This window comes from Kocuria kalidii (assembly GCF_044462225.1).
GTDB lineage: Bacteria > Actinomycetota > Actinomycetes > Actinomycetales > Micrococcaceae > Kocuria > Kocuria kalidii.
This window is the reverse complement of record NZ_JBISWJ010000021.1, coordinates 21,082-43,093: the sequence shown is the minus strand read 5'-3', so window position 1 is coordinate 43,093 and position 22,012 is coordinate 21,082. Positions and strand designations below refer to the sequence as shown.

At 72.6% G+C, this 22,012-nt stretch carries 20 protein-coding genes and 1 pseudogene; 6 read left to right on the top strand and 15 right to left on the bottom strand.

The annotated features are described in order from the left end of the window. Positions 1–117: 117 nt before the first annotated feature. Positions 118–1,137, bottom strand: coding sequence for a VOC family protein (locus ACH9D3_RS02930; RefSeq protein WP_396409782.1), 1,020 nt, complete (start codon positions 1,135–1,137; stop codon positions 118–120). Between the two features lie 253 nt (positions 1,138–1,390). Here ACH9D3_RS02930 and ACH9D3_RS02925 point away from each other — a divergent pair, with 253 nt between their 5' ends. After that, a complete protein-coding gene (locus ACH9D3_RS02925) occupies positions 1,391–2,200 on the top strand; it encodes an SDR family oxidoreductase (RefSeq protein ID WP_396409781.1) in 810 nt (269 codons plus the stop codon). A gap of 27 nt (positions 2,201–2,227) precedes the next feature. Here ACH9D3_RS02925 and ACH9D3_RS02920 read toward each other — a convergent pair whose 3' ends face one another. The 4 genes from ACH9D3_RS02920 to ACH9D3_RS02905 form a co-directional block, all read right to left on the bottom strand. After that, the gene (locus ACH9D3_RS02920; protein ID WP_396409780.1) at positions 2,228–3,178 is read right to left on the bottom strand and encodes a LysR substrate-binding domain-containing protein; all 951 of its coding nucleotides are present in this window, start codon (positions 3,176–3,178) and stop codon (positions 2,228–2,230) included. A 28-nt stretch (positions 3,179–3,206) separates the two neighbouring features. Further along, the gene (locus ACH9D3_RS02915) at positions 3,207–4,223 is read right to left on the bottom strand and encodes a fumarylacetoacetate hydrolase family protein (protein ID WP_396409779.1); all 1,017 of its coding nucleotides are present in this window, start codon (positions 4,221–4,223) and stop codon (positions 3,207–3,209) included. Positions 4,224–4,282: 59 nt separating this feature from the next. After that, positions 4,283–5,407 (bottom strand): FAD-dependent monooxygenase, encoded by a 1,125-nt coding sequence (locus ACH9D3_RS02910; protein ID WP_396409778.1) that lies wholly within the window; start codon positions 5,405–5,407, stop codon positions 4,283–4,285. Positions 5,408–5,473: 66 nt separating this feature from the next. After that, positions 5,474–6,433 (bottom strand): cyclase family protein, encoded by a 960-nt coding sequence (locus ACH9D3_RS02905; protein WP_396409811.1) that lies wholly within the window; start codon positions 6,431–6,433, stop codon positions 5,474–5,476. A gap of 387 nt (positions 6,434–6,820) precedes the next feature. On the opposite strand from ACH9D3_RS02905, the gene ACH9D3_RS02900 reads away from it, so the two are divergent. Then, positions 6,821–8,026 carry an MFS transporter gene (locus ACH9D3_RS02900; RefSeq protein WP_396409777.1) on the top strand — a complete coding sequence of 402 codons (1,206 nt, stop codon included), beginning with the start codon at positions 6,821–6,823 and terminating at the stop codon, positions 8,024–8,026. Between the two features lie 85 nt (positions 8,027–8,111). Beyond that, positions 8,112–9,305 (top strand): twin-arginine translocation signal domain-containing protein, encoded by a 1,194-nt coding sequence (locus tag ACH9D3_RS02895; protein WP_396409776.1) that lies wholly within the window; start codon positions 8,112–8,114, stop codon positions 9,303–9,305. A gap of 23 nt (positions 9,306–9,328) precedes the next feature. On the opposite strand, the pseudogene ACH9D3_RS02890 reads toward ACH9D3_RS02895, so the two are convergent. Next, a pseudogene (locus ACH9D3_RS02890) lies at positions 9,329–9,915 on the bottom strand (recombinase family protein). Between the two features lie 351 nt (positions 9,916–10,266). On the opposite strand from ACH9D3_RS02890, the gene ACH9D3_RS02885 reads away from it, so the two are divergent. Further along, entirely contained in the window at positions 10,267–11,481 is a 1,215-nt protein-coding gene (locus ACH9D3_RS02885) for an FAD-dependent oxidoreductase (RefSeq protein WP_396409775.1), read from the top strand. On the opposite strand, the gene ACH9D3_RS02880 is transcribed toward ACH9D3_RS02885, so the two are convergent. Then, the gene (locus ACH9D3_RS02880) at positions 11,478–11,666 is read right to left on the bottom strand and encodes a hypothetical protein (protein WP_396409774.1); all 189 of its coding nucleotides are present in this window, start codon (positions 11,664–11,666) and stop codon (positions 11,478–11,480) included. The genes ACH9D3_RS02885 and ACH9D3_RS02880 overlap by 4 nt on opposite strands. Positions 11,667–11,768: 102 nt before the next feature. On the opposite strand from ACH9D3_RS02880, the gene ACH9D3_RS02875 reads away from it, so the two are divergent. Continuing rightward, the gene (locus tag ACH9D3_RS02875; protein ID WP_396409773.1) at positions 11,769–12,098 is read left to right on the top strand and encodes a cation transporter; all 330 of its coding nucleotides are present in this window, start codon (positions 11,769–11,771) and stop codon (positions 12,096–12,098) included. Between the two features lie 88 nt (positions 12,099–12,186). Next, positions 12,187–13,593 (top strand): amino acid permease, encoded by a 1,407-nt coding sequence (locus ACH9D3_RS02870; protein WP_396409772.1) that lies wholly within the window; start codon positions 12,187–12,189, stop codon positions 13,591–13,593. A gap of 109 nt (positions 13,594–13,702) precedes the next feature. Here ACH9D3_RS02870 and ACH9D3_RS02865 read toward each other — a convergent pair whose 3' ends face one another. The 8 genes from ACH9D3_RS02865 to ACH9D3_RS02830 are packed head-to-tail and all read right to left on the bottom strand — an operon-like array spanning position 13,703 to position 21,877. Then, positions 13,703–15,124, bottom strand: coding sequence for a proton-conducting transporter transmembrane domain-containing protein (locus ACH9D3_RS02865; RefSeq protein ID WP_396409771.1), 1,422 nt, complete (start codon positions 15,122–15,124; stop codon positions 13,703–13,705). 15 nt (positions 15,125–15,139) lie between these two features. Then, positions 15,140–16,636, bottom strand: coding sequence for an NADH-quinone oxidoreductase subunit M (locus ACH9D3_RS02860; protein ID WP_396409770.1), 1,497 nt, complete (start codon positions 16,634–16,636; stop codon positions 15,140–15,142). Then, positions 16,633–18,543, bottom strand: coding sequence for a proton-conducting transporter transmembrane domain-containing protein (locus ACH9D3_RS02855; RefSeq protein ID WP_396409769.1), 1,911 nt, complete (start codon positions 18,541–18,543; stop codon positions 16,633–16,635). Before ACH9D3_RS02855 ends, ACH9D3_RS02860 begins: the two co-directional genes overlap by 4 nt. Further along, positions 18,540–18,842 (bottom strand): NADH-quinone oxidoreductase subunit NuoK, encoded by a 303-nt coding sequence (locus ACH9D3_RS02850; RefSeq protein ID WP_126346833.1) that lies wholly within the window; start codon positions 18,840–18,842, stop codon positions 18,540–18,542. Before ACH9D3_RS02850 ends, ACH9D3_RS02855 begins: the two co-directional genes overlap by 4 nt. Further along, entirely contained in the window at positions 18,839–19,402 is a 564-nt protein-coding gene (locus ACH9D3_RS02845) for an NADH-quinone oxidoreductase subunit J (protein ID WP_396401019.1), read from the bottom strand. Before ACH9D3_RS02845 ends, ACH9D3_RS02850 begins: the two co-directional genes overlap by 4 nt. A 3-nt stretch (positions 19,403–19,405) precedes the next feature. Continuing rightward, on the bottom strand, positions 19,406–20,341 hold the full coding sequence (locus ACH9D3_RS02840; RefSeq protein WP_396409768.1) for an NADH-quinone oxidoreductase subunit H: 936 nt from the start codon (positions 20,339–20,341) through the stop codon (positions 19,406–19,408). Continuing rightward, positions 20,334–21,536, bottom strand: coding sequence for a hypothetical protein (locus ACH9D3_RS02835; protein WP_396409767.1), 1,203 nt, complete (start codon positions 21,534–21,536; stop codon positions 20,334–20,336). Before ACH9D3_RS02835 ends, ACH9D3_RS02840 begins: the two co-directional genes overlap by 8 nt. Then, complete coding sequence (locus tag ACH9D3_RS02830; protein ID WP_396401022.1) at positions 21,533–21,877, bottom strand: NADH-quinone oxidoreductase subunit A; 345 nt, start codon at positions 21,875–21,877, stop codon at positions 21,533–21,535. The genes ACH9D3_RS02835 and ACH9D3_RS02830 overlap by 4 nt, the downstream gene beginning before the upstream one ends. Positions 21,878–22,012 lie beyond the last annotated feature (135 nt).

Sequence of the window (22,012 nt, the reverse complement as noted above, 5' to 3'; positions counted from 1 at the left end):
TCGCCCGGCAGCCGCAGCGCCTGTTGCCGGCGTACCCACTGAGGACCCAGCCACCGGTGCGGTGGCCGGGATCCCGGTGGGCGGGTGGAGGTGCCGCCCGATGCCGTCGGTCACCGCTCAGCCACGGCCCTGGGTCGCGTAGGGGTTGAGGAGTTCGGCCTTCATCTCCTCGGAGGCGCCTTCCTCGGTGGCGGTGAACCCCTCGGCGTGCGGGAAGGACTCGGTCATCGAGTGCGGCATGGCCCCGTTGCGGTAGAAGTTGTTCGAGCCCTGCGAGGGCTTCCAGGTGTTCGGGACCCAATCGGGCACGTAGTTGCGGTAGCCCCCGGAGTTCAGCTCCACCCGCAGGTCGGAGGGCTCGCGGAAGTACAGGAAGTTCTGCTCGCCGATTCCGTGGATCGAGGGCCCGTACTCCATCGGGGTGCCGTGCTCCATCAGCACGTCGGCGGTGCGCAGCAGATCCTCGTGGGTGTCGACCCAGAACGCGATGTGGTTGACCCGTCCGGCGCGGGCGGAGGTGTCCAGCACCACGCCGAGGTCGTGGGACTTCTCGTTGGTGGTCAACACCGAGAACACCGTGATCGGAGCCTCGTCGAGGTCGGTGAAGGCCATGGTGCGGAAGCCCAGGGTCTCGGAGTACCAGGCCGCGAAGCCGCGCACGTCCGAGGTCGCGACCGTGACATGGTCCAAGAAGCGCGGGGCTGCGGAGTGGAGGCTGCGCTTCTCCGGGCGGTCAGGGTAGATGGAGGCGAACTCGGGCTCGGCCTGGTACTTGTCGACGTTCCAGACCAGGCGCATCGGGTGCCCATAGGGTCCGGTGAACTCGTAGGCCCGGCCGTAGCCGTACCCGCCCTCGGACCACTGACCGGCCACGCCGGAGGCCTCCACCCGAGCGGCGGCCGCATCGAGGGCCTCCGAGGAGGTGGTGCGCCAGGCCATCCGGCTCAGGGTCGGCTCCGCGCCGGGGACCACGACGAGGCTGTAGGTGTCGTAGTCGCCCCAGCAGCGCAGATACACCCGCCCCTCGGCGCGGTGGACTTCGCGCATGCCGAACTTGCCCACGTAGAAGGCCGCGGAGGCTTCGACGTCAGGGCTGGTGATCTCCAGGTGGCTCAGGTGAGCCAGCAGCTTCTCCACGACGGGGAACCTTTCGTTTGAAGGATGGGGACCGAACGTGATCCTGACCACCATCGTGGAACCGGCTGCCCTCACCGGGAAGCGGGACTTCCGCATACGAGCTATCGGCGCGACAAATGTCCTGACGGCGTTGTCGGCCCAGGCTCCACACCGGAATCCGTCCCGTCGATATCTGCCATTCGTGCCACGCGGAGTCCACGTGCCGGCAGCAGTGCACGATGGGACCAACACCCCCGGCGGACGAGGAACGCGCATGGACAGATCGACGCCCGCTGACAGCAGGAGCGCCCCAGGCCTCGACCTGACCGGCAGAGTGGTCGTGGTGACCGGCGCCGACAGCGGCCAGGGGCTCGCAGCGGCCCGGATGCTGGCGACAGCCGGCGCACAGGTGCTGGCTGCAGATCTGGCACCCGAGCCGTCCGAGGGACTGCGAGCAGTGATCGATACCCACGATCGCACCGTCGCCTACCTGCGACTGGACGTCACCGCGCCCGAGGACTGGGCCGAGGTGGCACGGTTCGCGCAACGGGAGTTCGGGCGGATCGACGGCCTGGTGAACAACGCCGGCATCACCCGCAGGCCCCGGCTGCTCGAGGCCACCCCGGAGGACTTCGCCGCGGTGTCCGACGTCAACGTTGCCGGACCCCTGCTGGGCATCCAGGCCTGCGTACCGCTGATGGGGCCGGGCGCCTCGGTCGTCAATGTCGGCTCGGTGGCGGCGATGACCGGGCACTACCCGGTGGCCTACACCGCCAGCAAGTGGGCGTTGCGCGGGCTCTCCGCCGCCGCGGCCACGGAGCTGGGATCCCGCGGGATCCGGGTCAACACGGTCCATCCCGGGTTCATCGAGACCCCCATGACCGCCGGGGCGCATCCGGCGTTCCGGCCGGCCACGGTGGCCGAGACCCCGCTGGGGCGCACCGGGACCCCGGAGGAGGTGGCCGTCGTGGTGGCCTTCCTGCTCAGTCCGCTGGCCTCCTTCGTCACCGGGGCGGAGATCCCGGTCGACGGCGGCCAGAGCTGCCACGGCGGGGCCAAGTCGATCTCCGACGCACTGCGCTGAGCCGGAGCCCCGCACCGGACGCGCAGCTCAGGAGGCCGTCACGGGCACGGGGTGGGCGGTGTACGCTCCCGGCTCCAGTTCCTGGGCGGCCCGGCGCACCAGCGACCGCAGCCACATGTTCGCCGGGTCCGAAGTCTGCAAGGGGTGCCAGTACATGGCCTCGACCAGCGGGACCTCCAGCTCCCCGTCGAACTCCACCACGGCGATGCGCTGGGACCGGGCGGCGCGGGCCGCGAGCATGCGCGGCACCAGGGCCACCAGGTCGGTGCCCTCGACCACGATGGGCAGTGCCTGCAGACCGGCTACCCGGGCCACGATGACCGGGGAGGCTCCCATCTGTTGGAAGAACTGCATCGGCGGTGTGACGATGCTGCCACCGAACTCGCCGACGGCCTGCGGGGCGGTGGCGATGTCGTGCACCGTCAGGACCTCCCGATCGAGCAGCGGGTGCTCGGCGTCCATCACCAGGACGAACTCGTCGCGGAACAGCTGCCGGGAGCTGCCGGCCAGGTCGAAGCCCATGGGGCCCACCAGCAGGTCGATGTTGCTGAAGGACTCCAGCCCCGGCTTGATCCTGGCGCGGGAGGTGGGCACGAAATCCACGGCGATCCGCGGCGCCTCCTCGGCGATCAGCGCCCGCAGGTGCCGGATCAGGACCCCGGTGACGTAGTCGGAGGCGGCGAGCACGAACGTGCGGTCGCTGAGGGCCGGGTCGAACTCCGAGCGCAGCTGCAAGGCGTCCTGGACGTCGGCCAGCGCCTGGTCGACCCGGGGGGCCAGGGCCTGGGCGAACGGCGTGAGCTCGTAGCCGCGCCCGGCCCGGACCAGCAGCTCGTCGTTGAAGTGGCGGCGCAACCGGGACAGCGCGGCACTCATCGCCGGCTGACTCAGGTGCATCCGCTCGGCGGCCCGGGAGACGTTGCGCAGCTCCAACAGCGCCTGCAGCGACGGGAGCAGATTGAGGTCGACGTCCTTCATGCCCCGATCATGCCCTGCCCAGCGGGCTTCACCGGCCCACCACAGCCGCGCCCGGGGGCGCACCGGCGCGGGACCGGCCACGGCGCCGGGCGCGGACCGCGGGGACGCCCTCGCGGCGGCGGTCCCCGATCATGTTCTCGATCTCTCCGATCCCTTCGACCACCAGGCGCACCCGGTCCCCGGTCCGCAGCGGCGGCGGGGTCAGCTCGCCGTTGCGGCCCCACAGCTCGGCGAGGCAGCCCCGGCCGGACGTCCCGGAGCCCAGCACGTCCCCGGGCTGCACGAGGGAGTCCTGGGAGGCGTAGGCCACCAGCTCCGCGAAGGGCCACCCCATGTTCGCCAGGGAATCCGTGCCCAGCGGCTCGTCGTTGACGTACGCGGTCATCGCCAGGTCCAGGAACCCCTCGGCGTCGTGGCGGTGCTCGAGCTCGTCGGCGGTCACGATCCACGGGCCCAGGGTGGACGCGAAGTCCTTACCCTTGCACGGGCCCAGCCGCACTTTCATCTCCCGGGCCTGGACGTCGCGGGCCGACCAGTCGTTGAGGACCGTGTACCCGAAAATCATCGGGTGCGCCTCCTCCGGCGCCAGGTTCGTGCCGGCGATCCCGTCGACGGACCCGAGCACCGCGGCGACCTCGGTCTCCAGGTCCATGCGGTGGCACCCGGACGGCACCGGGATCGTCTCTCCGGTGGCCCGGACGGTGTGCGGATTGGTGAAGTAGAAGGTGGGCGCCTCGTACCACTCGTCGACGACGCCCCCGACACCGTCGATGCTGGCCGTGACCCCTTCGACGTGCTCCTCGAAGGTGACGAAGTCACGCACCGTCCTCGGGGTCAGCGGGGCCAGCAGCCGCACCTCGCCCACCCGGGGGCCGTCCCCGGGTGCGGCGGCGATCGTGCGGGCGGCCAGGTCCAAGGTCGCTTCCAGCCCTGCGTCGAACAGGTCCTGAGGCGTGCTGTGCTCGGGCAGGGCCAGGCACCGGCCCTCGTGCACGAAGCCGGTGCAGACGGTTCCGGCGTGGGCCCAGCGGGCGATCTTCACCATGGTGGAGTCCTTCCAGTGGTGCGGGATGATGCTGTGATGCTCTGCGAGGCGCGCAGCACCTACACCGGCACCTTGACCGTGTTGGCGACCAGGTGCATGAGCCCGGGGACATCCCCGTCGCGCTTGCCGTCGAGCATCCACTGGCCGAGCTGGACCGAGGCCTCGACCACGGTGCGGGCCCGGGGGAGGCGGCGCTCCCGGTAGCGGGTCAGCACGGTGTCGTCGAAGGTCTCGGCGCGGACGATCTCGTCGGCCAGCACGGCGGCGTCCTCCACGGCCAGGGCCGCGCCCTGGGCGATCGTGGGCGGGCAGCTGTGGGCGGCGTCACCGAGCAGCACCACCCGTCCGCGGTGCCAGGGCCCCTCGACCAGGTGGGTGGTGAAGTGCGTGTAGTTGACGTTGGCGCTCTCGTCGAGGCTCTGCCGGATCTGCCGCCACGGCCCGCCGTAGCCCTCGGCCAGCTCGCCCATGACCGCTGGGCCGTCGGCGCCGTGGCGCTCCTGGGCGTCCTCCACGAGATAGGCGTACATGGTGTCGGGCCCGGTGGGGCAGTACCCGGCGATGTAGGCCCGTCCGCCGTAGTACAGGTCGGTGCGGGTGACCTCGGCCGGGCGCGGCACGAAGGCCCGCCAGATGCCCATGCCGGTGCGGCGGGGCCGCTCCTCGATGCCGATCGCGGTCCGCACCGCCGAGTTCAGACCGTCAGCGCCCACCAGCAGGTCGTAGGTCAGGTCTTCGCCGGCGGCGGTGGTCACGACCACGGCGTCCTCGGTCTGCTCGAGGCCACTGACGGTGGTCCCGTAGCGGATGAGCCCGCCGACTTCCTCGGCGCGTCCCCGTACGACCGCGGCCAGCTCGGCGCGCGGCATCCCGAGGGTCGCGGGCAGGTCCTCCCCGCCCACGCGCACGTCGTCGAGCACGGCGATCACCGTGGCGTCGGGGTCCGGGGCGCGCAGCCCCAGGGTGTTGAAGGGGTAGCCCTTCTCCTGCAGCTGCGGCCAGATCCCGAGCCCGCGCAGCACGCGCAGGGCGTTGCCCTGCAGGGTGATCCCGGAGCCGAGCGTGGAGGGCCCCTCGGCCTTCTCGAGGATCTCGACGTCGAGGCCGGCGTCGGCGAGCAGGGCGGCGAGGGTCAGTCCTCCGATCCCGGAGCCGACGATGCCGACCTTCTGGACTGCGGACATGGTGGTGGTCCTTCCTGGCGGGGCGGCGGCCGTCGTCGGCCACCGCGCGGTGGGTCGTCCGGGGTGCTACTTCAGGGCCATGGGATTGAGCGGGGAGCCGACGGCGCCGGTGATCGGCAGCGGCGGCGCGGAGAGCAGCACGTCGTACTGCCCGTCGGCCGCGCAGTGGGCGGCGAGCTCGTCGAGGTTCCACATCTCCCCGATGAACAGGCCCATGTGGGGAATCACGATCTGGTGCAGCGGCTGGAACGCGTCGTCGAACTCGTTGGGCCGCACCTCGAAGCCCCACGTGTCGGTGGCCACCGCCGCCACCTCGCGCTCGTGCAGCCAGGGCGCGGCGGTGAAGGACAGGCCCGGGGACGGGCCCCCGGCGTAGGAGCCCCAGCCGTCGCGGCGCGTGCGGGCGTACTGGCCGGTGCGGATCAGCAGGATGTCACCGCGCCCGACCGCCGACGAGGCCCCCTGGGCCTCGATCGTGGCCTCCAAATGCTCAGGCGTGATCGCGAAGCCGTCGGGCAGCTCCGGGTGCTCCAACCCGAGCTCCTCCACCAGTGCCCGGCCCACGTCGAGCAGCACCCCGCGGCCGGCCAGGTGCGCGGCCGCGGTCTGGATCCCGGTGACCTGGTCCCCGTCGGAGGTCACCACGGCCCCGGCGCGCCGGCCGTTCCAGGCGCGGCCGCGGTCGAAGATGTGCCCCAGCCCGTCCCACTGCGTGGAGCACTGCAGGGGCATCGCGATCACGTCGTCGGCCCCGCCGAAACCGTGCGGGAACCCCTGGTCCCCGAACTCGGCCTCCAGACCCGTGTCCGTCATGGTGTGCACCGGGTTGGTGCGGCGCCGCCACCCGTTCTGCGGGCCGTTGGTGTCGAAGGCCTGGGCCAGGGAAAAGGCCCGGCCCCTGCGCACCAGCCCGGCCGCCTCGACGCGCTTGGCGTCGTCGACGAAGTTGAGGGTGCCCAGGACGTCGTCCTCGCCCCACCGCCCCCAGTTGCTGCACCGGGCGGCCATGGCCTCGATGCTGCCCATCGCATCGCTGCGGTCCACGTGGTCTCCTCGCTCGTCCGTCGGTGCGGGTCCGCTGCTCGGTGGGTCGTCCGACGACGAGCCACCGCGCGGCGTGCCCTGTGATGCTCATCACCCACTCTGCCCGGGATGGGCGGGGAGCAGAAGTCACGCGTCCGGATGCCACCTATCTGCCGCATGGATAGTGGCCCGCGGCGAGCGGGGGTGGCGCCCGCCCGTGTCCGTTCGGGCGACTCCGACCGTCCGGACCGCTCCGACGAGGCGACATTTGCCGGAGGCATACCTGGTATCCGAACGACGTGCTTCCCCGCGCCGGTGTCCACCGTGACAGTGAGGTGCATCACCTTCCGCCGCAGCGGAAGACCCGCAGATCTCACAAGGGGAAGTTCCATGGACAGCGTCTCGATCGAACCCACGGCGCCGCCGGCGCCGGACACCGCGCAGCGGGCGGGCCGCCTGCCGGTGGTGCTGCTGCTGGCCGGCAGCTGCATGCCGGTGCTCGGCGCCGTGCTGCTGGCGCCCGTCCTGCCCTCGATGAGCCAGGCCTTCGCCGGCACGCCGGGCGTGGAGATCCTGGTTCCGGTGGTCCTCACGGTGCCCGCACTGATGATCGCCCTGTTCGCCCCGATCGCCGGGGCCGTGGCCGACCGGGTGGGCCGCAAGACGCTGCTGCTGATCGCGATGGTGCTGTACTCCGTCTTCGGCACCATGCCGCTGTGGCTGGACTCACTGACGGGGATCGTGGCCTCGCGGGTCGGGGTAGGCATCGCCGAGGCGGCGATCATGACCGTGTGCACCACGCTGATCACCGATTACTACTCCGGCAAGCAGCGCGACAAGTACCTGGGCATGCAGGTGCTCGTGGCCTCCCTGGCCGCGACCGCGTTCTTCGCCCTCGGTGGCGCCCTGGGGGCCCAGGGCTGGCGGGTGCCGTTCTGGCTCTACCTCTCCGCGGCCCTGATCGCGATCCCCATGGCCTTCGTGCTCTGGGAGCCCACCAAGGACACCCGCACGGCGGAGCGGACCCCCGTGCCCTGGCGGCAGGTGGCCGTGCCCTCGCTGGTCACGCTCTTCGGCGGCATCGTCTTCTACGCCCTGATCGTGCAGTTGCCCTACGTCTTGACCGACCTCGGCGTCACGGACGTGGCCGTCATCGGCGCCGGCGCGGCCATCGCATCCCTGGCCACGGCCGCCGGCGCGTTCAGCTTCCGGTTCGTCTCCGGGGCCGGTCCGGCCCGGCTGCTGCCGGTGGCGTTCGGACTGGCCGCGGTCGGCCTGGTCGTGCTCTGGTTCGCGTCCTCGGTGCCCGTCGCCCTGGCCGGCGCGGTCATCACCAGCGCCGGCACCGGTCTGCTCCTGCCCACACTGCTGACCTGGGCGGTGTCGGGGCTGCGGATCGAGCAGCGCGGGCGCGGCACCGGGATCTGGACCGGCTCGCTCTACATCGGCCAGTTCGTCTCCCCGATCGCCCTGGGCATCGCGGCGGCCGCCCTCGGCGGACTGCCGGTGGCGCTGGGCGTGCTCGGGATTCTGGCCGCGGTGGCCGCCGTGGCCGCCGCCGTGACACGGCCCCAGCGGCGGGCGCCAACGGCGTAAGGGACCATCTCGAGAATCGTCAGTTCGCCCCCCCGACGGCAACGATGCTGTCGGCGAGAAACGGAGAAGAAGCATGTGTGATGTGGTGGGCAAGGCGCTGAACCAGGTGCCGGCAGCCTCGAGACGGCGCTTCCTGCAGGGACTCAGCGCAGCAACGGTGACGGGAGGCTTGGCGGTGGCCGGGTCCTCCGCGTCGATGGCCTCCGCTCCTGCGATCAACAGCAGGGCCAACGGCACAGGCAAGGGCTACCGCACCAACCTGGTGCTGCTGGGTACCGCGGGCGGGCCGACGGTACTCTCCGACAAGCGGTATGGGATCTCCACGGCAGTGACCTATCAGAACAAGGTCTACATCGTGGACCTGGGCCACGGATCGCACATGCGCCTGCTGTCGGCTGGCTTCGGCAGCGACGCGTTCGGTGGAACCTCCATGGCGAAAATCCGCGGGATCTTCTTCACCCACATGCACAGCGACCATGTCGTGGAGTGGCCGGCCGTCTACGCTACCGCATCCATGAACACCGTAGGCCGGACCATCCCGGAGCCGATCCAGGTCTTCGGTCCTGGTGACCGCGGGTCCCTGCCGCGGGTGTTCCCGCCGAACCGCCCCGCCCCGCCGGTCTACAACCCCGGCGACCCCACCCCGGGGATCGCCGGAATGACCGGGTATCTGCGCCAGGCCTTCGCCGCGGACTTCAACGACCGCGCCCGCGATAGCAACTTTGCCAGCCCCGACACGACCTTCGGCGTCCACGACATCGATATCTCCCCCTACTGGGCGCCGGATCCCGATGGGGTCCCGCCACGGTTGGCCGCTCCGATCCACGTCTGGCAGGACGGGGACGTGACGATCACCGCCACCCTGGTCGACCACCGTCCTACCGCCCCGGCCTTCGGCTTCCGCTTCGACACCCCCGACGGGTCGGTGGTGGTCTCCGGGGACACGGGAGTCAGTCAGAACCTCATCGACCTGGCGCGGGACTGCGACTACCTGGTCCACGAGGTCATCGATCCGCAGTTCGCCGAGGACCTGGCCGCGATCCTGCCCCCGCAGATCGCCCCGGCGGTGAAAGAGCACCTGCTGGTCTCACACACCACCATCGAGCAGGTCGGCCGGGACGTGGCCGAAGTCGCCGGGGCGAAGAACCTCGTGCTCTCCCACATGGTGCCGACCGAGAACCCGATGAGTCGGTGGCGCGAAGCCCAGAAGGGTTACAGCGGCAAGTTGATCGTCGGTGAGGACCTCATGCAGCTCGGCGTGGGCGCCAAGCATGAGTAGTCTCATGATTTTGAGACCAGGTCCTATGTAGTCGGCACGGGCAGCTCGCGAATGCGGCGATAGAGGGTGGCCCTCGACATCCCGAGGTCGCGGGCCACCTGGGTGGCGGGCTCTCCACCGTCGATGAGTCGCAGCGCGTTGCGGATCTGAGAGTCGGTGAAGGTCTGGCGCCGCCCGCCGAGGTCCTTGCCGGCGGCCATTCGCTCGGCCACCGAGTCGGTGATCCGCTCCCGCTTGATCTCCAGCTCCATCTGGGAAAGTGCGGCCATCACAGTGAAGACCATCGAGCCCATCGGGGTCGCGGTGTCCACGCCCCCCCACCGAGGTTCAGAATCCGCAACCCGGCACCCCTCCCCCGTAGCGCCTCGGCGAAAGCCAGCATGTTCTGCGTGAAGCGACCCAGCCGGTCCAGCGTAGTGATGACCAACGCATCGCCCTCCTCGAGCGCGGCCGCCGCCTTGTCGAACTGCGGACGAAAGCCATGTGCTCCAGACACTCCATGGTCCACGTAGAGGTCATCGCGCCGCACGCCGGCATTCAAGAGGTCGGACACTTGACGGTCTGTGTCTTGCTGCCGCGTCGACACTCGCGCATAGCTCTGCATTCCCATGCCCATCTCATCTGTCTCGCAACTCACGTTGAGTATCCGATTCTAGGAATACGAATAAAGCACAAGGAGGCGAGACGCCCAGATCCGCGGAAACATGCGGGTGCAAATTCTTCGGACGAGACGTCTCGCATCCCATCGGATACCAGACGCCACTTCATCCGGGACCTTTTGCGGACCAGGCACCGGCATCGCTCCGCCGAGCAGTTGTCCTTACTGGCACCTTCCTCGACAGGAACGTCCAGAGAGCCCCTCGGATGCCTACCGCTCGGGCGCGGGCGCCGCGGCTCGTGGTCGAATGGTCGGGAGGCCCCGGCCGGGGCCGTGGAGCCATCCTCATCCCACGGAGTCACGATGACCACTGCACCCTCGGATCACGCCACTGACGTCCTCGTGATCGGCGGCGGCAATGCCGGGATCTCCCTGGCCGCACGACTGCGCCGCAAGGGCATCACGGACATCGTGATCGTGGAGCCGAAGTCCACGCACCACTACCGGCCGATGCTCTCCTACGTGGGCGCCGGGCTGAAGACCGTGCGGCAGATGTCCCGGGCCCAGCACCGCGTGATGCCCCGCGGCGTGCGATGGATCCAGGACCGTGTCCAGGCACTGGATCCGGCGGCACGGACGGCCACGCTGTCCTCCGGCGAGCACATCGGCTACCGGGACGTCGTGATCTGCGCGGGCTCCACCCCGGACTGGGACCGTGTCCCCGGCAGTGCCGAGGCGATGGCCGGCCCGCACGCCTCGACCAACTACACCGTGGAGCTGGCCCCCAAGACCTGGGAGCTGATCCGCGGGATGCGCCGCGGCCGGGCGCTGTTCACCATCCCGGACGGCCCGGCGCCCACTCCGCAGATCGGGCAGAAGATCCTCTACCTGGCCTGCGACTACTGGCAGCGTCAGGGTGTCCTGCAGGACATCGAGGTGACCCTGCTGACGCCCACCGCCACCGTGTTCGGCCAGCCGGACGTGGACCGGGTGCTGCAGCCCTGGGTCCAGCGCTACGGCATCACGGTCCTGACGAGCGCCCACGTGCAGTCGATCGACGCCGGCTCCCGCCGGCTGCGGGCCACGGTGGACGGGGCGCCCCGGGACCTGTCCTACGACCTGCTGCACCACTGCCCCGTCCACCGGGCCCCGGCCTGGATCGCCGACGCGGGACTGGGCGCCGCGCCGGGCCCGGGCACCGCTTGGGACGGCTACGCGGACGTGGATGCGCAGACCCTGCGCCACCGCCGTGTGCCCACCGTGTGGGCCTGCGGGGACGCGGCCGCACTGGAGACCACCTCGTCCGGCGGGGCACTGCGCCGCCAGACGAAGATCCTCGCGGAGAACCTCCTGGCCGCCCGTGCCGGCCGGGAGCCCACGGCCTCCTACGACGGGTACACCGTGACCCCTGTGACGGTGCAGCGGGGCCGGGTCGTGCTGGCCGAGTTCGACCGGGACAACGAACTGGCACCCAGCATCCCCGGCGTGCCGCTGCTGGCCCCGAACCGCGTCTCCTGGTTCTTCGACCTCGAAGTTCTCCCCCGGGACTACTGGAACGTGATCCTCCGGGGGTTCTAGCAGACCGTCGCGCCCACCAGGTGGGCAGAGGTGGCGGAGGCGCGGACGTCGCTGGTGGTGGAGTGCCGGTTCACGTGTCGCTGCCCGGCACGGGTGAGGATCTGCCGGGCGGTGAGCTCGCGGTGGAGGACCGCGAGGTCACCGGTGCGCCGGTCCAGGCAGTGGCGCGCCGGAAGGCGGCTCATCCGCGTCGAGCACGCTTGATCTATACCCCCAAGGGGTATATACACGGAGGTGCGGGAGAGACCTCCCGCCGCTGCCCCCGCACCTCCTCCGAAGGAGTCCCCATGACCTCCCTGACCCGACGACCGCTGCCGATGGCCTCCACCGGCTGCGCCTGCTGCGCTCCCGCCACCCCGGACGCGACGCCCGGCTCCGGGTCCCCGGCACCGGCGGCCCCTGCCCCGTCGAGGACCTACCGGGTCGACGGCATGACCTGCGGCCACTGCGCCGGCCGCGTCACCGATGCGATCACCGCCCTGGAGGGAGTGACCGACGTGCACGTGGAACTCGTTCCCGGCGGCACGTCCGCTGTCGTCGTGTCCGGGTCCGCCGCGCCGCAGGCCGTGCAGGCCGCCGTCGAGCAGGCCGGGTACACCACCGCCCAGACCCGCTGACCGGTCGCCCGGAGGGGGCACCGGCCGGAACCGACCGAACGACCACTGCTGCGGGACCGACCCCGCGGCAGGAAGGACAGACACCACGATGGAGCACGACACCCGGCAGCACGGCCGAGACCAGCAGAGCGACGACCAGCACAGCGGAGACCGGCACAGCGGCGACCAGCAGGGCGCCCAGAAGCTCTCGCTCACCGGATCCGTCGCCCTGGGGACGGGGGTGATGATCGGGGCGGGCATCTTCGCCCTCGTGGGCCAGGTCGCCGAGCTTGCCGGCGGCTGGGTGCCCTGGGCGTTCCTCGCCGGAGCCGTGGTCGTGGCCTTCAGCTCCTACTCCTACATCCGCTACTCCGCGACCAACCCGACCTCGGGCGGCATCGCGATGCTGCTGAAGGCGGCCTACGGCCCCGGAGTGGTCGCCGGCTCCTTCTCGCTGTTCATGTACGTGTCCATGATCCTGGCCGAGAGCCTGCTGGGCCGGACCTTCGGCACCTACGTGCTGCGCCCCTTCGGGATGCAGGACTCCGCGGTGTGGGTGCCGGTGCTGGCGGTGGCGGCGATCGTCGCCGCGGCCCTGGTGAATCTCGTGGGCAACCGGTGGGTGGAGCGCTCCGCGACCGTCACCGCGGCGATCAAGATCGGCGGGATCGGCGCGCTGGCGATCGCCGGCATCCTCGCCGCGGGCGCCTCCTCCCTGGGCGGGCTGTTCACCGCCGCGGAGCGGACGGCACCGGAATCGGGATGGGCCGGCTTCCTGGCCGGGGTCGCCCTGTGCATCCTGGCCTACAAGGGCTTCACCACCATCACCAACCAGGGCGCGGACCTGCGCGACCCCGAGCGCAACATCGGCCGGTCCATCATGATCGCCATCGGCCTGTGCACGGTGCTCTACCTGCTCATCGCGGTGGCCGTCACCGGCAGCCTCACCGTCCCGGAGATCGTGCAGGCGCGGGACTACGCCCTCGCGGAGGCCGCCGAACCGCTGTTCGGGGCCTGGGGCGTGCGGCTGACCGTGCTCGTCGCCGTGGTCGCCACCCTCTCCGGGCTGGTCGCCAGCCTCTTCGCCGTGTCCAAGCTCTACGACATGCTCCGCGACATGGGACAGGTCCCGGGGCTGCCCGGCCGGCAGGAGCACCAGTCGCTGTACATCACCGCGAGCCTGGCCATCGTCATGGCCGCGTTCTTCGACCTCTCGCAGATCGCCTCCCTCGGCGCGATCCTCTACCTCACCATGGACATCGCCATCCACTACGGCATCATCCGGCACCTCCGGGAGGACGTCGGGGCCAGGACCTGGATCCCGTGGGTCGCGATCGCCCTCGACGTCGCCGTCCTCGTGCCCTTCGTGCTGCTGAAGGCCCAGTCGGACCCGTTCACCCTGGGGGTCACCGCCGTGGTGGCCCTGGTCATCGTCGCGACCCAGTGGTTCGCGGCGCGCCGCCGATCGGATCAGGACGCGCAGTCGGAGGCGCCGGCCCACCACTCCGGGACGTGAGTCCAGCGCCGGGGCGTGCACCCGGCGCCCCGGCGAGCGCGGCGGGACTCCGGGGACCCGGGAGTCCCGCTCCCCGCACGGTGCCGCCCCGGGCCGGACCGGCTCGGAGCTAGCTCAGCAGGGGACCCTCGAGGGCCGCCCACAGGACACCGGCCAGGACCCCCAGTGCCAGGCTCAGGGCCGCGGCGGCTCCGGCCGTGGCCGCCGGCCAGGCGGCGGCCCCGCCGGGGCGGCGGAACTCCGGGGAGTCCGCGGCCGGGCGGGCGAAGACCGGGGCGACCCAGCGCAGGTAGTAGAAGAGGCTGAGCAGGCTGTTGAGCACCACCACCAGGGCCAGCCAGCCGTGCCCGCCGTCCCAGGCGGCGGTGGCGGTGGCGAGCTTGCCGACGAACACGGCCAGCGGCGGGGTGCCCACCAGCCCCAGGAGCGCCACGAGCAGGGCCAGGGCCAGTCCGGGGCGGGCCCGGGCGAGGCCGCGGTAGGCGGTCAGCTCCCGGTGCTCGGGCAGCGCCGCGGTGACGGCGAAGGCGGCGACGTTGGTGACGGCGTAGGCGGCGAGGTAGAACAGCAGCGAGGGCAGCGCCAGGTCGCTGCGCCCGGCGGCCGCCACGGGCACGAGCAGGAACCCGACCTGGCTGACCGTCGACCAGCCCAGCAGCCGTCGGGGGTCGGACTGCCAGTAGGCCGCGAGGTTGCCCAGGACCATGGATGCCGTGGCGAGCACCGCCGCGACCAGCAGCCAGGAGCCGTCCCCCGAGGACACCGTGTCCACGAGCCGGTACACGGCCACCAGCGCCCCCGCCTTGGGCACGGTGGTGAGGAACGTGGCGGCAGTGGCTCCCGAGCCCTGGGCGGCGTCCGGCACCCAGAAGTGGAAGGGCACCCCGCCGGCCTTGAAGAGCAGTCCGGCGAGCACGCCCAGCACCCCCGTCCCCACGGCACCGGCCGGAGCGGTGGGCAGCACGTCCCGGAGCAGGGCGTAGTCCGTGCCTCCGGCCAGGGCGTACAGCACGGTGACGCCCAGCATGAGCAGGATTCCCGACAGCGCCCCCATCAGGTAGGTCTTCATCGCCGCCTCGGCCCCGGAGCGGCCGCCGGTCAGCCCGATGATCCCGTACAGGGGGATGCTGGCCAGCAGGAACCCCGCCGTCAGCACGAGCAGGTCGGTGGACCCGGCCAGCACCATCACCCCGGTGGTGGCGAAGAGCAGCAGCGCGTACGTGTCCGACTCCCGCGGCGAGCCGGCGATCTCCCCCGCGGCGACCCCCAGGACCAGCAGCGTGGTCAGGGCGGCGATCACCCGGGCGGCACCGGTGGCGGTGTCCACGGCGAAGGTCCCGGAGAACGCGCTCTGCGCGGGTCCGGCCATGGCGACGACGGCTGCGCCCGCCGCTCCCAGCAGGACCAGGGCGGCGACGACGCGGGCGACCCACTGCCGGTCGCGCGGCAGGAACGACCCGCCCAGCAGCACCACGAGGCCGCCGGCGAAGACGAGGGCCTCCGGCAGCAGGAGCTCGGGGCGCATCTGCATCCCGGCCTCCACCGGCTACCTCCCCACCAGGCCGACGAGGGCCGCCGAGGCCGGCTCGACCACCTCGAGCAGGACCCGGGGCAGCACGCCGATGAGCAGGGACAGGCCCAGCAGCGGGCCCACGGACCACAGCTCCCGCGCCTGCAGGTCCGCGAAACCCGGGCTGCGCCCGGCCGGGGGGCCGGTGAAGACCCGCTGCAGGGCCCGGAGGAACAGGGCGGCGGTGACCAGGATGCCGAGCAGGGCGACCGCGGTCACCGGGGCGACCGCCACGCTGCCGGCGAAGATCTGGAACTCGGCGATGAACCCGGAGAACCCGGGCAGGCCCAGGGAGGCGAAGGCGCCGACCGCGAACAGCGCCGCGTAGCGCGGGGCGGGGGCGGCCAGGCCGCCGTAGGAGCCCATGTCGTAGGTGCCGGCCCGGTCCTGCATCGCTCCGGCGAGCAGGAACAGCGCGGCGGTGATCAGCCCGTGGCTGACCATCTGCACGACCGCACCGGTGACCGCCACGGATCGGGCCTGGGCGGCGTCGTCGACGACGAGCCCGACCGCGCCCAGGGCCAGGACGACGTAGCCCATGTGGTTGACGGAGGTGTAGGCGATCATCCGCTTGAGGTCCGTCTGGGCCAGGGCCACGAGCGCCCCGTGCAGCACCGAGACGATCCCGACCACCACGATCACCCAGGCCCAGGCCCGCCACGCCTCGGGGAGCATGGGCATGGCGATGCGCACGAACCCGTAGGTGCCCATCTTCAGCAGCACGCCCGCCAGCACGGCCGAGCCGACGGCCGGGGCGTCCGTGTGGGCCGGGGGGAGCCACGTGTGGAAGGGGACGGTGGGGGTCTTCACGGCCAGCCCCACCAGGATCGCCGCGAGCACGAGCCCCCCGGTGAGGCCGTCCCCCTGCAGCGGGGCCGTGGCGACGAGCTCGGGGATGTCGAAGGTGTGCGGTGCGGCGGCCACGTAGAGCCCGATGAAGCCCAGCAGCAGCGCGAGGGAGCCCAGGAACGTGTAGAGGAAGAACTTCAGCGCCGACCGGGCTGCGCTGCCGTGGCCCCACCCGGCGATCACGAAGTACATGCCCACGATGGACAGGTCGAAGAACACGAAGAACAGGATGAGGTCGGCCGCCACGAACACCCCGAGGCTCACGCCCTGCAGGAACAGGAACAGCGCGGCCTGCACGCGGGGCCGGTCCGTGTCCCGCAGCGCGTGGACGGCGCACGCCAGGAAAACGACGACCGTCATGGCCAGCAGCGGCAGGGAGAGCCCGTCCACGCCCACGTGGTAGCTGCTGCTGACGCCGGGGATCCAGGGCACCTGCTCCTCGAACGCGAGCCCGTTAGGGCCGGGGTCCTCGTACCGGGCCCACAGCACCGCGACGAGCACCAGTTCCACGACGCTCACCGCGACCCACGCCCAGCGCGCGGCCGCGGGTCCGATCGCGGGCACCAGGGCCAGGACGGCGGCGACCACCAGGGGCAGGAAGACGATCAGGCTCAGCATGCTCATCCCGTTCCGGCGTAGACGGACCAGGCCACGACGCCGGCGGCGAGCACCGCGACGGCCTGGAGGAAGTAGTGGTGGACGGCCCCGGTCTGCGGGGCCCGGGCCAGCTGCCCGAGCCGGCGGACCCGGCCGGCGAGGCCCTCGACGGCGCCGTCCACGACCGCGTCGTCGAGCCGGGCCGCACCCCGGCCGGCCGCGTCGGCGGCGTCCGCGGTGGCGTCGACCCCGGCATCGAGGACCCGGTCGTCGGCGCGGGCCGCGGCCCGCGCCAGCAGTGGGACGGCGCCCGCCGCGGCGGTCACCGCACGGTCCAGGACGCGGTCGTCGAACCGGGCCAGGGCGTGCGCCAGGCCCAGTGCGGGGCGGACGACGACGGCGTGGGCGGCGGCCTCCAGCCCCAGCCACCCGGCGGCCCATCCCGGCTCGGGGGCGGGCAGGCGCAGCATCAGCAGCAGGACGGCCAGGGCGAGCGCGGCCGAGACGAGCAGCTCAACGGGCGAGACCTCGCCGTGCCCGCCCAGGGCCCCGGCGAGGGTCCGGCCGACCGGGGGCAGGGCCAGGACCCCCAGCACGGCCGCGCCGGCGGCGAGCACGACCAGCGGGGCCTGCTCCAGCGCCCCCACCGTCCCGGTGCCGCCCTCCCCGACCGCTGCGCGGACCCCGCGTCGCCAGATCGTCCACAGGACCTTGCCCGCGTAGGCCGCGGACAGTGCCGCCGCCCCGAGCCCGGCGGCGTAGAGCCACGCCGAGGCCTCGAGGGCCCCGGCCAGCACCGCGTCCTTGGTCGCCCACAGGGACAGCGGGGCGACCCCGGCCAGGGACAGCGCCCCCACGGTCGCGGTCACGCCCACGACCCGCCACCGGCGGCCCGATCCGCGCAGCGCGGCGAGCTCCTCGGTGCCCAGCGCCGTCAGCCACGCCCCGGCGGCCAGGAACAGCAACGCCTTGGTCGAGGCGTGCGCCACCAGGTGGGCCGCCCCTCCGCTGACCGCACCGACCCCGGCGGCCAGCACCACGAAGCCCATCTGCGCCACCGTGGACGCGGCCAGCAGCTGCTTGAGCTCCCGCTGGGCCAGGGCCACGATCCCCATCAGCACGGCGGTCAGCACCCCGATCCACGCGGCGGCCGGACCCGCCCACCCCGTGGAGGCGAGCAGCGGTTCCACGCGCAGCAGCAGGTACCCGCCCATGGCCACCATCGCCGCGGAGTGCAGCAGCGCGCTCACCGGGCTGGGGCCCTGCATGGCGCCCGAGAGCCAGAACGAGAACGGCAGCTGCGCCGCCTTGCCCAGTGCCGCGACCAGGATCCCGGCCGCGACGACGTGCCGCCACGGGCCGTCGGCCGCCGGCAGGTCGGCCAGGGCCATCCCCGCCCCGCCGGCCAGGGCCGCGCCGGCGGCGACGTAGAGCCCCAGGTCCGCGGTGCGGGTCGTCACGAACGCGGTGAGCCCGGCCGAGACCCGTGCGGAGTCCCGCCACCGGAACCCGATGAGGGCGTAGGACGTGGCCCCCATGAGCTCCCAGGCGAACAGCAGCGCCGGCAGGCTGGCGGCCGTGGCCGTGGTCAGGGCCGCGGCGGCGAAGACCAGCATCAGGCCGTGGAAGCGGGGCCGTGCCGACCGGATGCTGCCGGCCGCGAAGACCAGCACCAGGAGGGTCACGCCCGCGATCATCGGGAGCACCAGCGCCGCGAGGGCGTCGACCTCCAGGGCGAAGTCGGCGCCGGCCACGAACGGGTGGGCCAGGGCGGGCCGGGCCAGGGCTGCGGCGACGGCGAGCGCGGTCGTGACCCCGGCGGTGAGCACCGCGACCGGGGCCGCGGCCCGCTCCGCCCGGGTGAGGGCGAGCACCGCGCCCACGGTGCCCGGGAGCACGACCACGGCCAGCAGCACGGCCTGGGCCGCGGTCACCGGGAGAGCTCCTCGGCCATGTCGGTCATGTCGGTCTGCCGCCTGCGGTGCAGCAGCGTGGCCACGGCGAAGCCCATGGCCATCTCCACGGTCATGGCCGCCAGCACCACCAGCAGCAGCACCTGCCCGGAGGGGTCCGGGGCGAGGAACCACCAGAAGCCGGCGGCGGCCAGGAGCACCCCGTTGATCATCAGCTCCAGGCCCATCATCACCATCACCACCACCTGCTGGGACAGGGCGCCGTAGAGCCCGACCGCGAACAGCGCGGAGGCCACGACCAGCACCGCGTCCAGGGTCACCGGCCCACACCTCCCGGCTGCGGGTCGTCGGCCGGGCGGCGGCGCAGGTCGTCGCCCAGCCGGTCGTAGCGGGTGCGGTGGGCGGCCAGGACCACCCCGGCCACGATGGTGGCGACCATGACCGGACCGACCACGGCCATGACCAGCATCTTGTCGCCCATGATCTCCAGCCCCAGCGCGTGCGTGACGTCCTCCGGCGGGGCACCGCGCCGCTGCGGCCACGGCACGAGCAGGGCGCCGGCGGCCAGCAGCACGAAGACCCCGGCCGAGGCGCCGATCGCCGTCCTCTTCCCGTGGGTCATGTCCATGGGCATCAGCGCCGGGTTCATGCCCATGAACATCACCATGTAGACCGCCATCACCGCCATCTCCATCACCATCATGAGGATCGTGATGATCCCGAGGTAGCTCTGCCCGAGCAGCAGGATCTGCACCCCCACCGCGATGAACGACAGCGCCAGGGCGTAGGTGGCCCGGGCCATGGAGTCCACCACGAACACGACCACCCCGGCGGCCACGGCCACCACGGCGAGCACCCAGAACACGATTCCGACCAGCACGGCTCAGCCCTTCCAGACGACGACGAGGGACACGACCAGGTCCTGGAGCACCGCCGCCGGGAGCAGGACCGTCCACCCGATCTCCATGAACCGGTCCGGGCGCAGCATCGGGAGCTTCCGGCGCAGCCACACGAGCACGGACAGCACCAGCACCGTCTTGACCAGCACCCACGCCCAGCCGGGCAGCACCGGACCGGCGCCGCCGCCGAGGAACAGCGGCACCGAGAAGGCGGCGCCGGCGGTCAGGAACAGGTAGCGCCCGGCCTGGAGGACGAGACGGTCGACCCCCGAGAGCTCGGCCAGCACCCCGCCGCCGATGTCCGCGGCGAGGGCCGGGGCGAACGGGCCCCACACGGAGAACCCCGTCACGCCGACGAGGAGGACGAGGAACGCCACCGGCATCCACAGCACGAACCACACCCCGTCCTGCGCGGCCGCGACATCACCCACGGCCAGGCTGCCGGCCGCGATCGCCGGGGCCACCAGCGCGAACATCAGCGGCAGCTCGTAGGCCAGTCCGTGCGCCAGGAACCGGTAGCCGCCCACCAGGCCGTGGACGGAGTTCGCACCCCACCCCGCCAGCCAGACGAGCGCCCAGACCAAGACGTCCACGGCGTTGAACCACACGACGCCGACGTCCAGGTCCGCCAGCGTCCACCGGTCCAGCGGGATCACCGCGACCATCAGGAACGCGCCGACCAGCATGCCCGCGCCGCCGACCCGCCACAGCAGCGTGTCCGCGGCCACGGTGGTCCGGCGCCGCTGCCGCAGCAGGCGGGCTGCGCGGGCCGGTGGCGCCGACCAGCCACCGGGCCCGCCCTGCGCCCGGGCCGAGAGCACCGCGTCCAGCGCCACCGCGAACAGGGCCAGGCCGCACAGGATGATCCCCGCCGGCACGGCCCACCCGCCGGGAACGGTCGTCACCACGCTCTCAGACATGCTCCGGCTCCTGGCGGACCGGGAACGGGTCGAGGTCGAGGCTGGCCACGGCCAGCCGCACGGAGGCCAGCTCCAGCCCGGTCACCAGCTGCGGCACCACTGTCCACGGCACTCCCGCCCACGGCACCCCGCGGCCGTCCGCCAGGGCCGGCTCCGCGCCGCCGATCGCCTCCCGGGCCCGCTCCACCAGCGAGAGCAGCCGGTCGTGGGCGTCCCCGCGGCAGTGGGGCGGCAGGCCGTGGCCTTCGAGGTCGGACCGGTCCAACGGCAGGACGCCCCGCAGCGAGGACCGGAGCAGCCAGGACCGCCGGACCGTCCGATCCAGCCGCTCGACGGCGTCCCGGGCGGCGTCCTCGTCACCGCGCAGCAGGGCGTCCCGGGCCCGGCGGGCGCGGGCCGCCGCGTCCTCGGCTCCGGCCAGGGCCAGCAGCGCCTCGGCACGGTCGCACCGCACCGCCGCAGCGAACGCTGGGCCGGGGCGCGGACCGGTCGCTCCGGCGGCGCCGCTCCCGGCGTCGTCCTCGGCGTCGTCCTCGGCGTGGTCGACCTCGGCGTCGACCACGGAGGCTTCGGCGTCGACCACGACATCGCCCTGCAACGAGCAGCGCAGCACGAGACCGGCCGGCCAGAACGGGAGCACCGGGCCGAGCGGGAGGTGGAGGACGTCCATCTCCAGACCGTCCCGGTCCTCCCCGCCCTGCGCGAGGGGGATCCCCGCCGGAGCCATGTCCATGTCCCCGTGGTCCATGCCCTCGTGACCGCCGTGGTCCATGCCCCCGTGACCGCCGTGGTCCATGCCCCCGTGGTCCATGCCCCCGGGACCCCCATCCTCCGAGTCCTCGGGGACCTCGGGCTCCTGCGCCCGCTCCCGGGCGTCCGTCCGGTGGTGCGGGGTGTCGAGCAGGAGGGCGGCGGCGGCGTCGAGAGCCGAGCGCACCGCTCCGGGCGAGGCGATGTCGGCACGGACGCGCGGGCCGGGCATCTGCTCCCAGAGGCGCTCCACCAGTTCCGTCAGCTCGGGGCCGGGTGCCCCGCACACCGCGAGCACGTCCGCGTCCGCCGGTGTCCAGGCCGGGCGCCAGCCCCGGCGGAGCATCTGCTGCTCGAGCTCCACGCGCGTGGCCCACCGGCCCGGCACCTCGACGACGAGGACCCGGGCGGCCCGGACCGCCAACCGGGCCAGGATCTCGGTCATGCCCACCGGAAGGCTCCTTCCCGCCATGCCCAGGCCACGGCGACCAGCAGGGCGCCGAGGAACAGGAACATCTCCACGACCGCGGAGATCCCCTTCTCCATCACCACCACGGCCCACGGGTACATGAACAGCATCTCGACGTCGAAGGCGAGGAACACGATCGAGGCGAGGTACCAGCGTGCGTGGAACCGGGACAGGGCGTGCTCCTCGGGCAACCACCCCGACCGGGCGGGAAGCACCGTCACCGGGCGGGCCGCCACACTGGTGACGCGGTGGAGCACGTGCAGGAGCACCACGGCGAACATCGCCACGAGCGCCATGGCCACGATCCCGGAGTACACGGTGGTCCGTCCTTTCGAGGGGGCGGGACGACGCCGGAGCCGTCGGCCGACGGGTCCGGCGGACCGTCCCGTCCTGCCGGTCCAGCACGGGGCGGGCGACCCGCCGTGCCTCGACAGTAGACCCGCGGGGCCCCC

Excerpts from the sequence above, each read along its gene's own strand:
- ACH9D3_RS02870 (WP_396409772.1), top strand. The coding sequence starts at position 12,187 with ATGGAGCACGACACCCGGCAGCACGGCCGAGACCAGCAGAGCGACGAC.
- ACH9D3_RS02885 (WP_396409775.1), top strand. The coding sequence starts at position 10,267 with ATGACCACTGCACCCTCGGATCACGCCACTGACGTCCTCGTGATCGGC.
- ACH9D3_RS02875 (WP_396409773.1), top strand. The coding sequence starts at position 11,769 with ATGACCTCCCTGACCCGACGACCGCTGCCGATGGCCTCCACCGGCTGC.
- ACH9D3_RS02905 (WP_396409811.1), bottom strand. The coding sequence starts at position 6,433 with ATGGGCAGCATCGAGGCCATGGCCGCCCGGTGCAGCAACTGGGGGCGG.
- ACH9D3_RS02915 (WP_396409779.1), bottom strand. The coding sequence starts at position 4,223 with ATGGTGAAGATCGCCCGCTGGGCCCACGCCGGAACCGTCTGCACCGGC.
- ACH9D3_RS02865 (WP_396409771.1), bottom strand. The coding sequence starts at position 15,124 with ATGCAGATGCGCCCCGAGCTCCTGCTGCCGGAGGCCCTCGTCTTCGCC.
- ACH9D3_RS02925 (WP_396409781.1), top strand. The coding sequence starts at position 1,391 with ATGGACAGATCGACGCCCGCTGACAGCAGGAGCGCCCCAGGCCTCGAC.
- ACH9D3_RS02880 (WP_396409774.1), bottom strand. The coding sequence starts at position 11,666 with ATGAGCCGCCTTCCGGCGCGCCACTGCCTGGACCGGCGCACCGGTGAC.
- ACH9D3_RS02860 (WP_396409770.1), bottom strand. The coding sequence starts at position 16,636 with ATGAGCATGCTGAGCCTGATCGTCTTCCTGCCCCTGGTGGTCGCCGCC.
- ACH9D3_RS02900 (WP_396409777.1), top strand. The coding sequence starts at position 6,821 with ATGGACAGCGTCTCGATCGAACCCACGGCGCCGCCGGCGCCGGACACC.
- ACH9D3_RS02840 (WP_396409768.1), bottom strand. The coding sequence starts at position 20,341 with ATGTCTGAGAGCGTGGTGACGACCGTTCCCGGCGGGTGGGCCGTGCCG.
- ACH9D3_RS02910 (WP_396409778.1), bottom strand. The coding sequence starts at position 5,407 with ATGTCCGCAGTCCAGAAGGTCGGCATCGTCGGCTCCGGGATCGGAGGA.
- ACH9D3_RS02835 (WP_396409767.1), bottom strand. The coding sequence starts at position 21,536 with ATGACCGAGATCCTGGCCCGGTTGGCGGTCCGGGCCGCCCGGGTCCTC.
- ACH9D3_RS02920 (WP_396409780.1), bottom strand. The coding sequence starts at position 3,178 with ATGAAGGACGTCGACCTCAATCTGCTCCCGTCGCTGCAGGCGCTGTTG.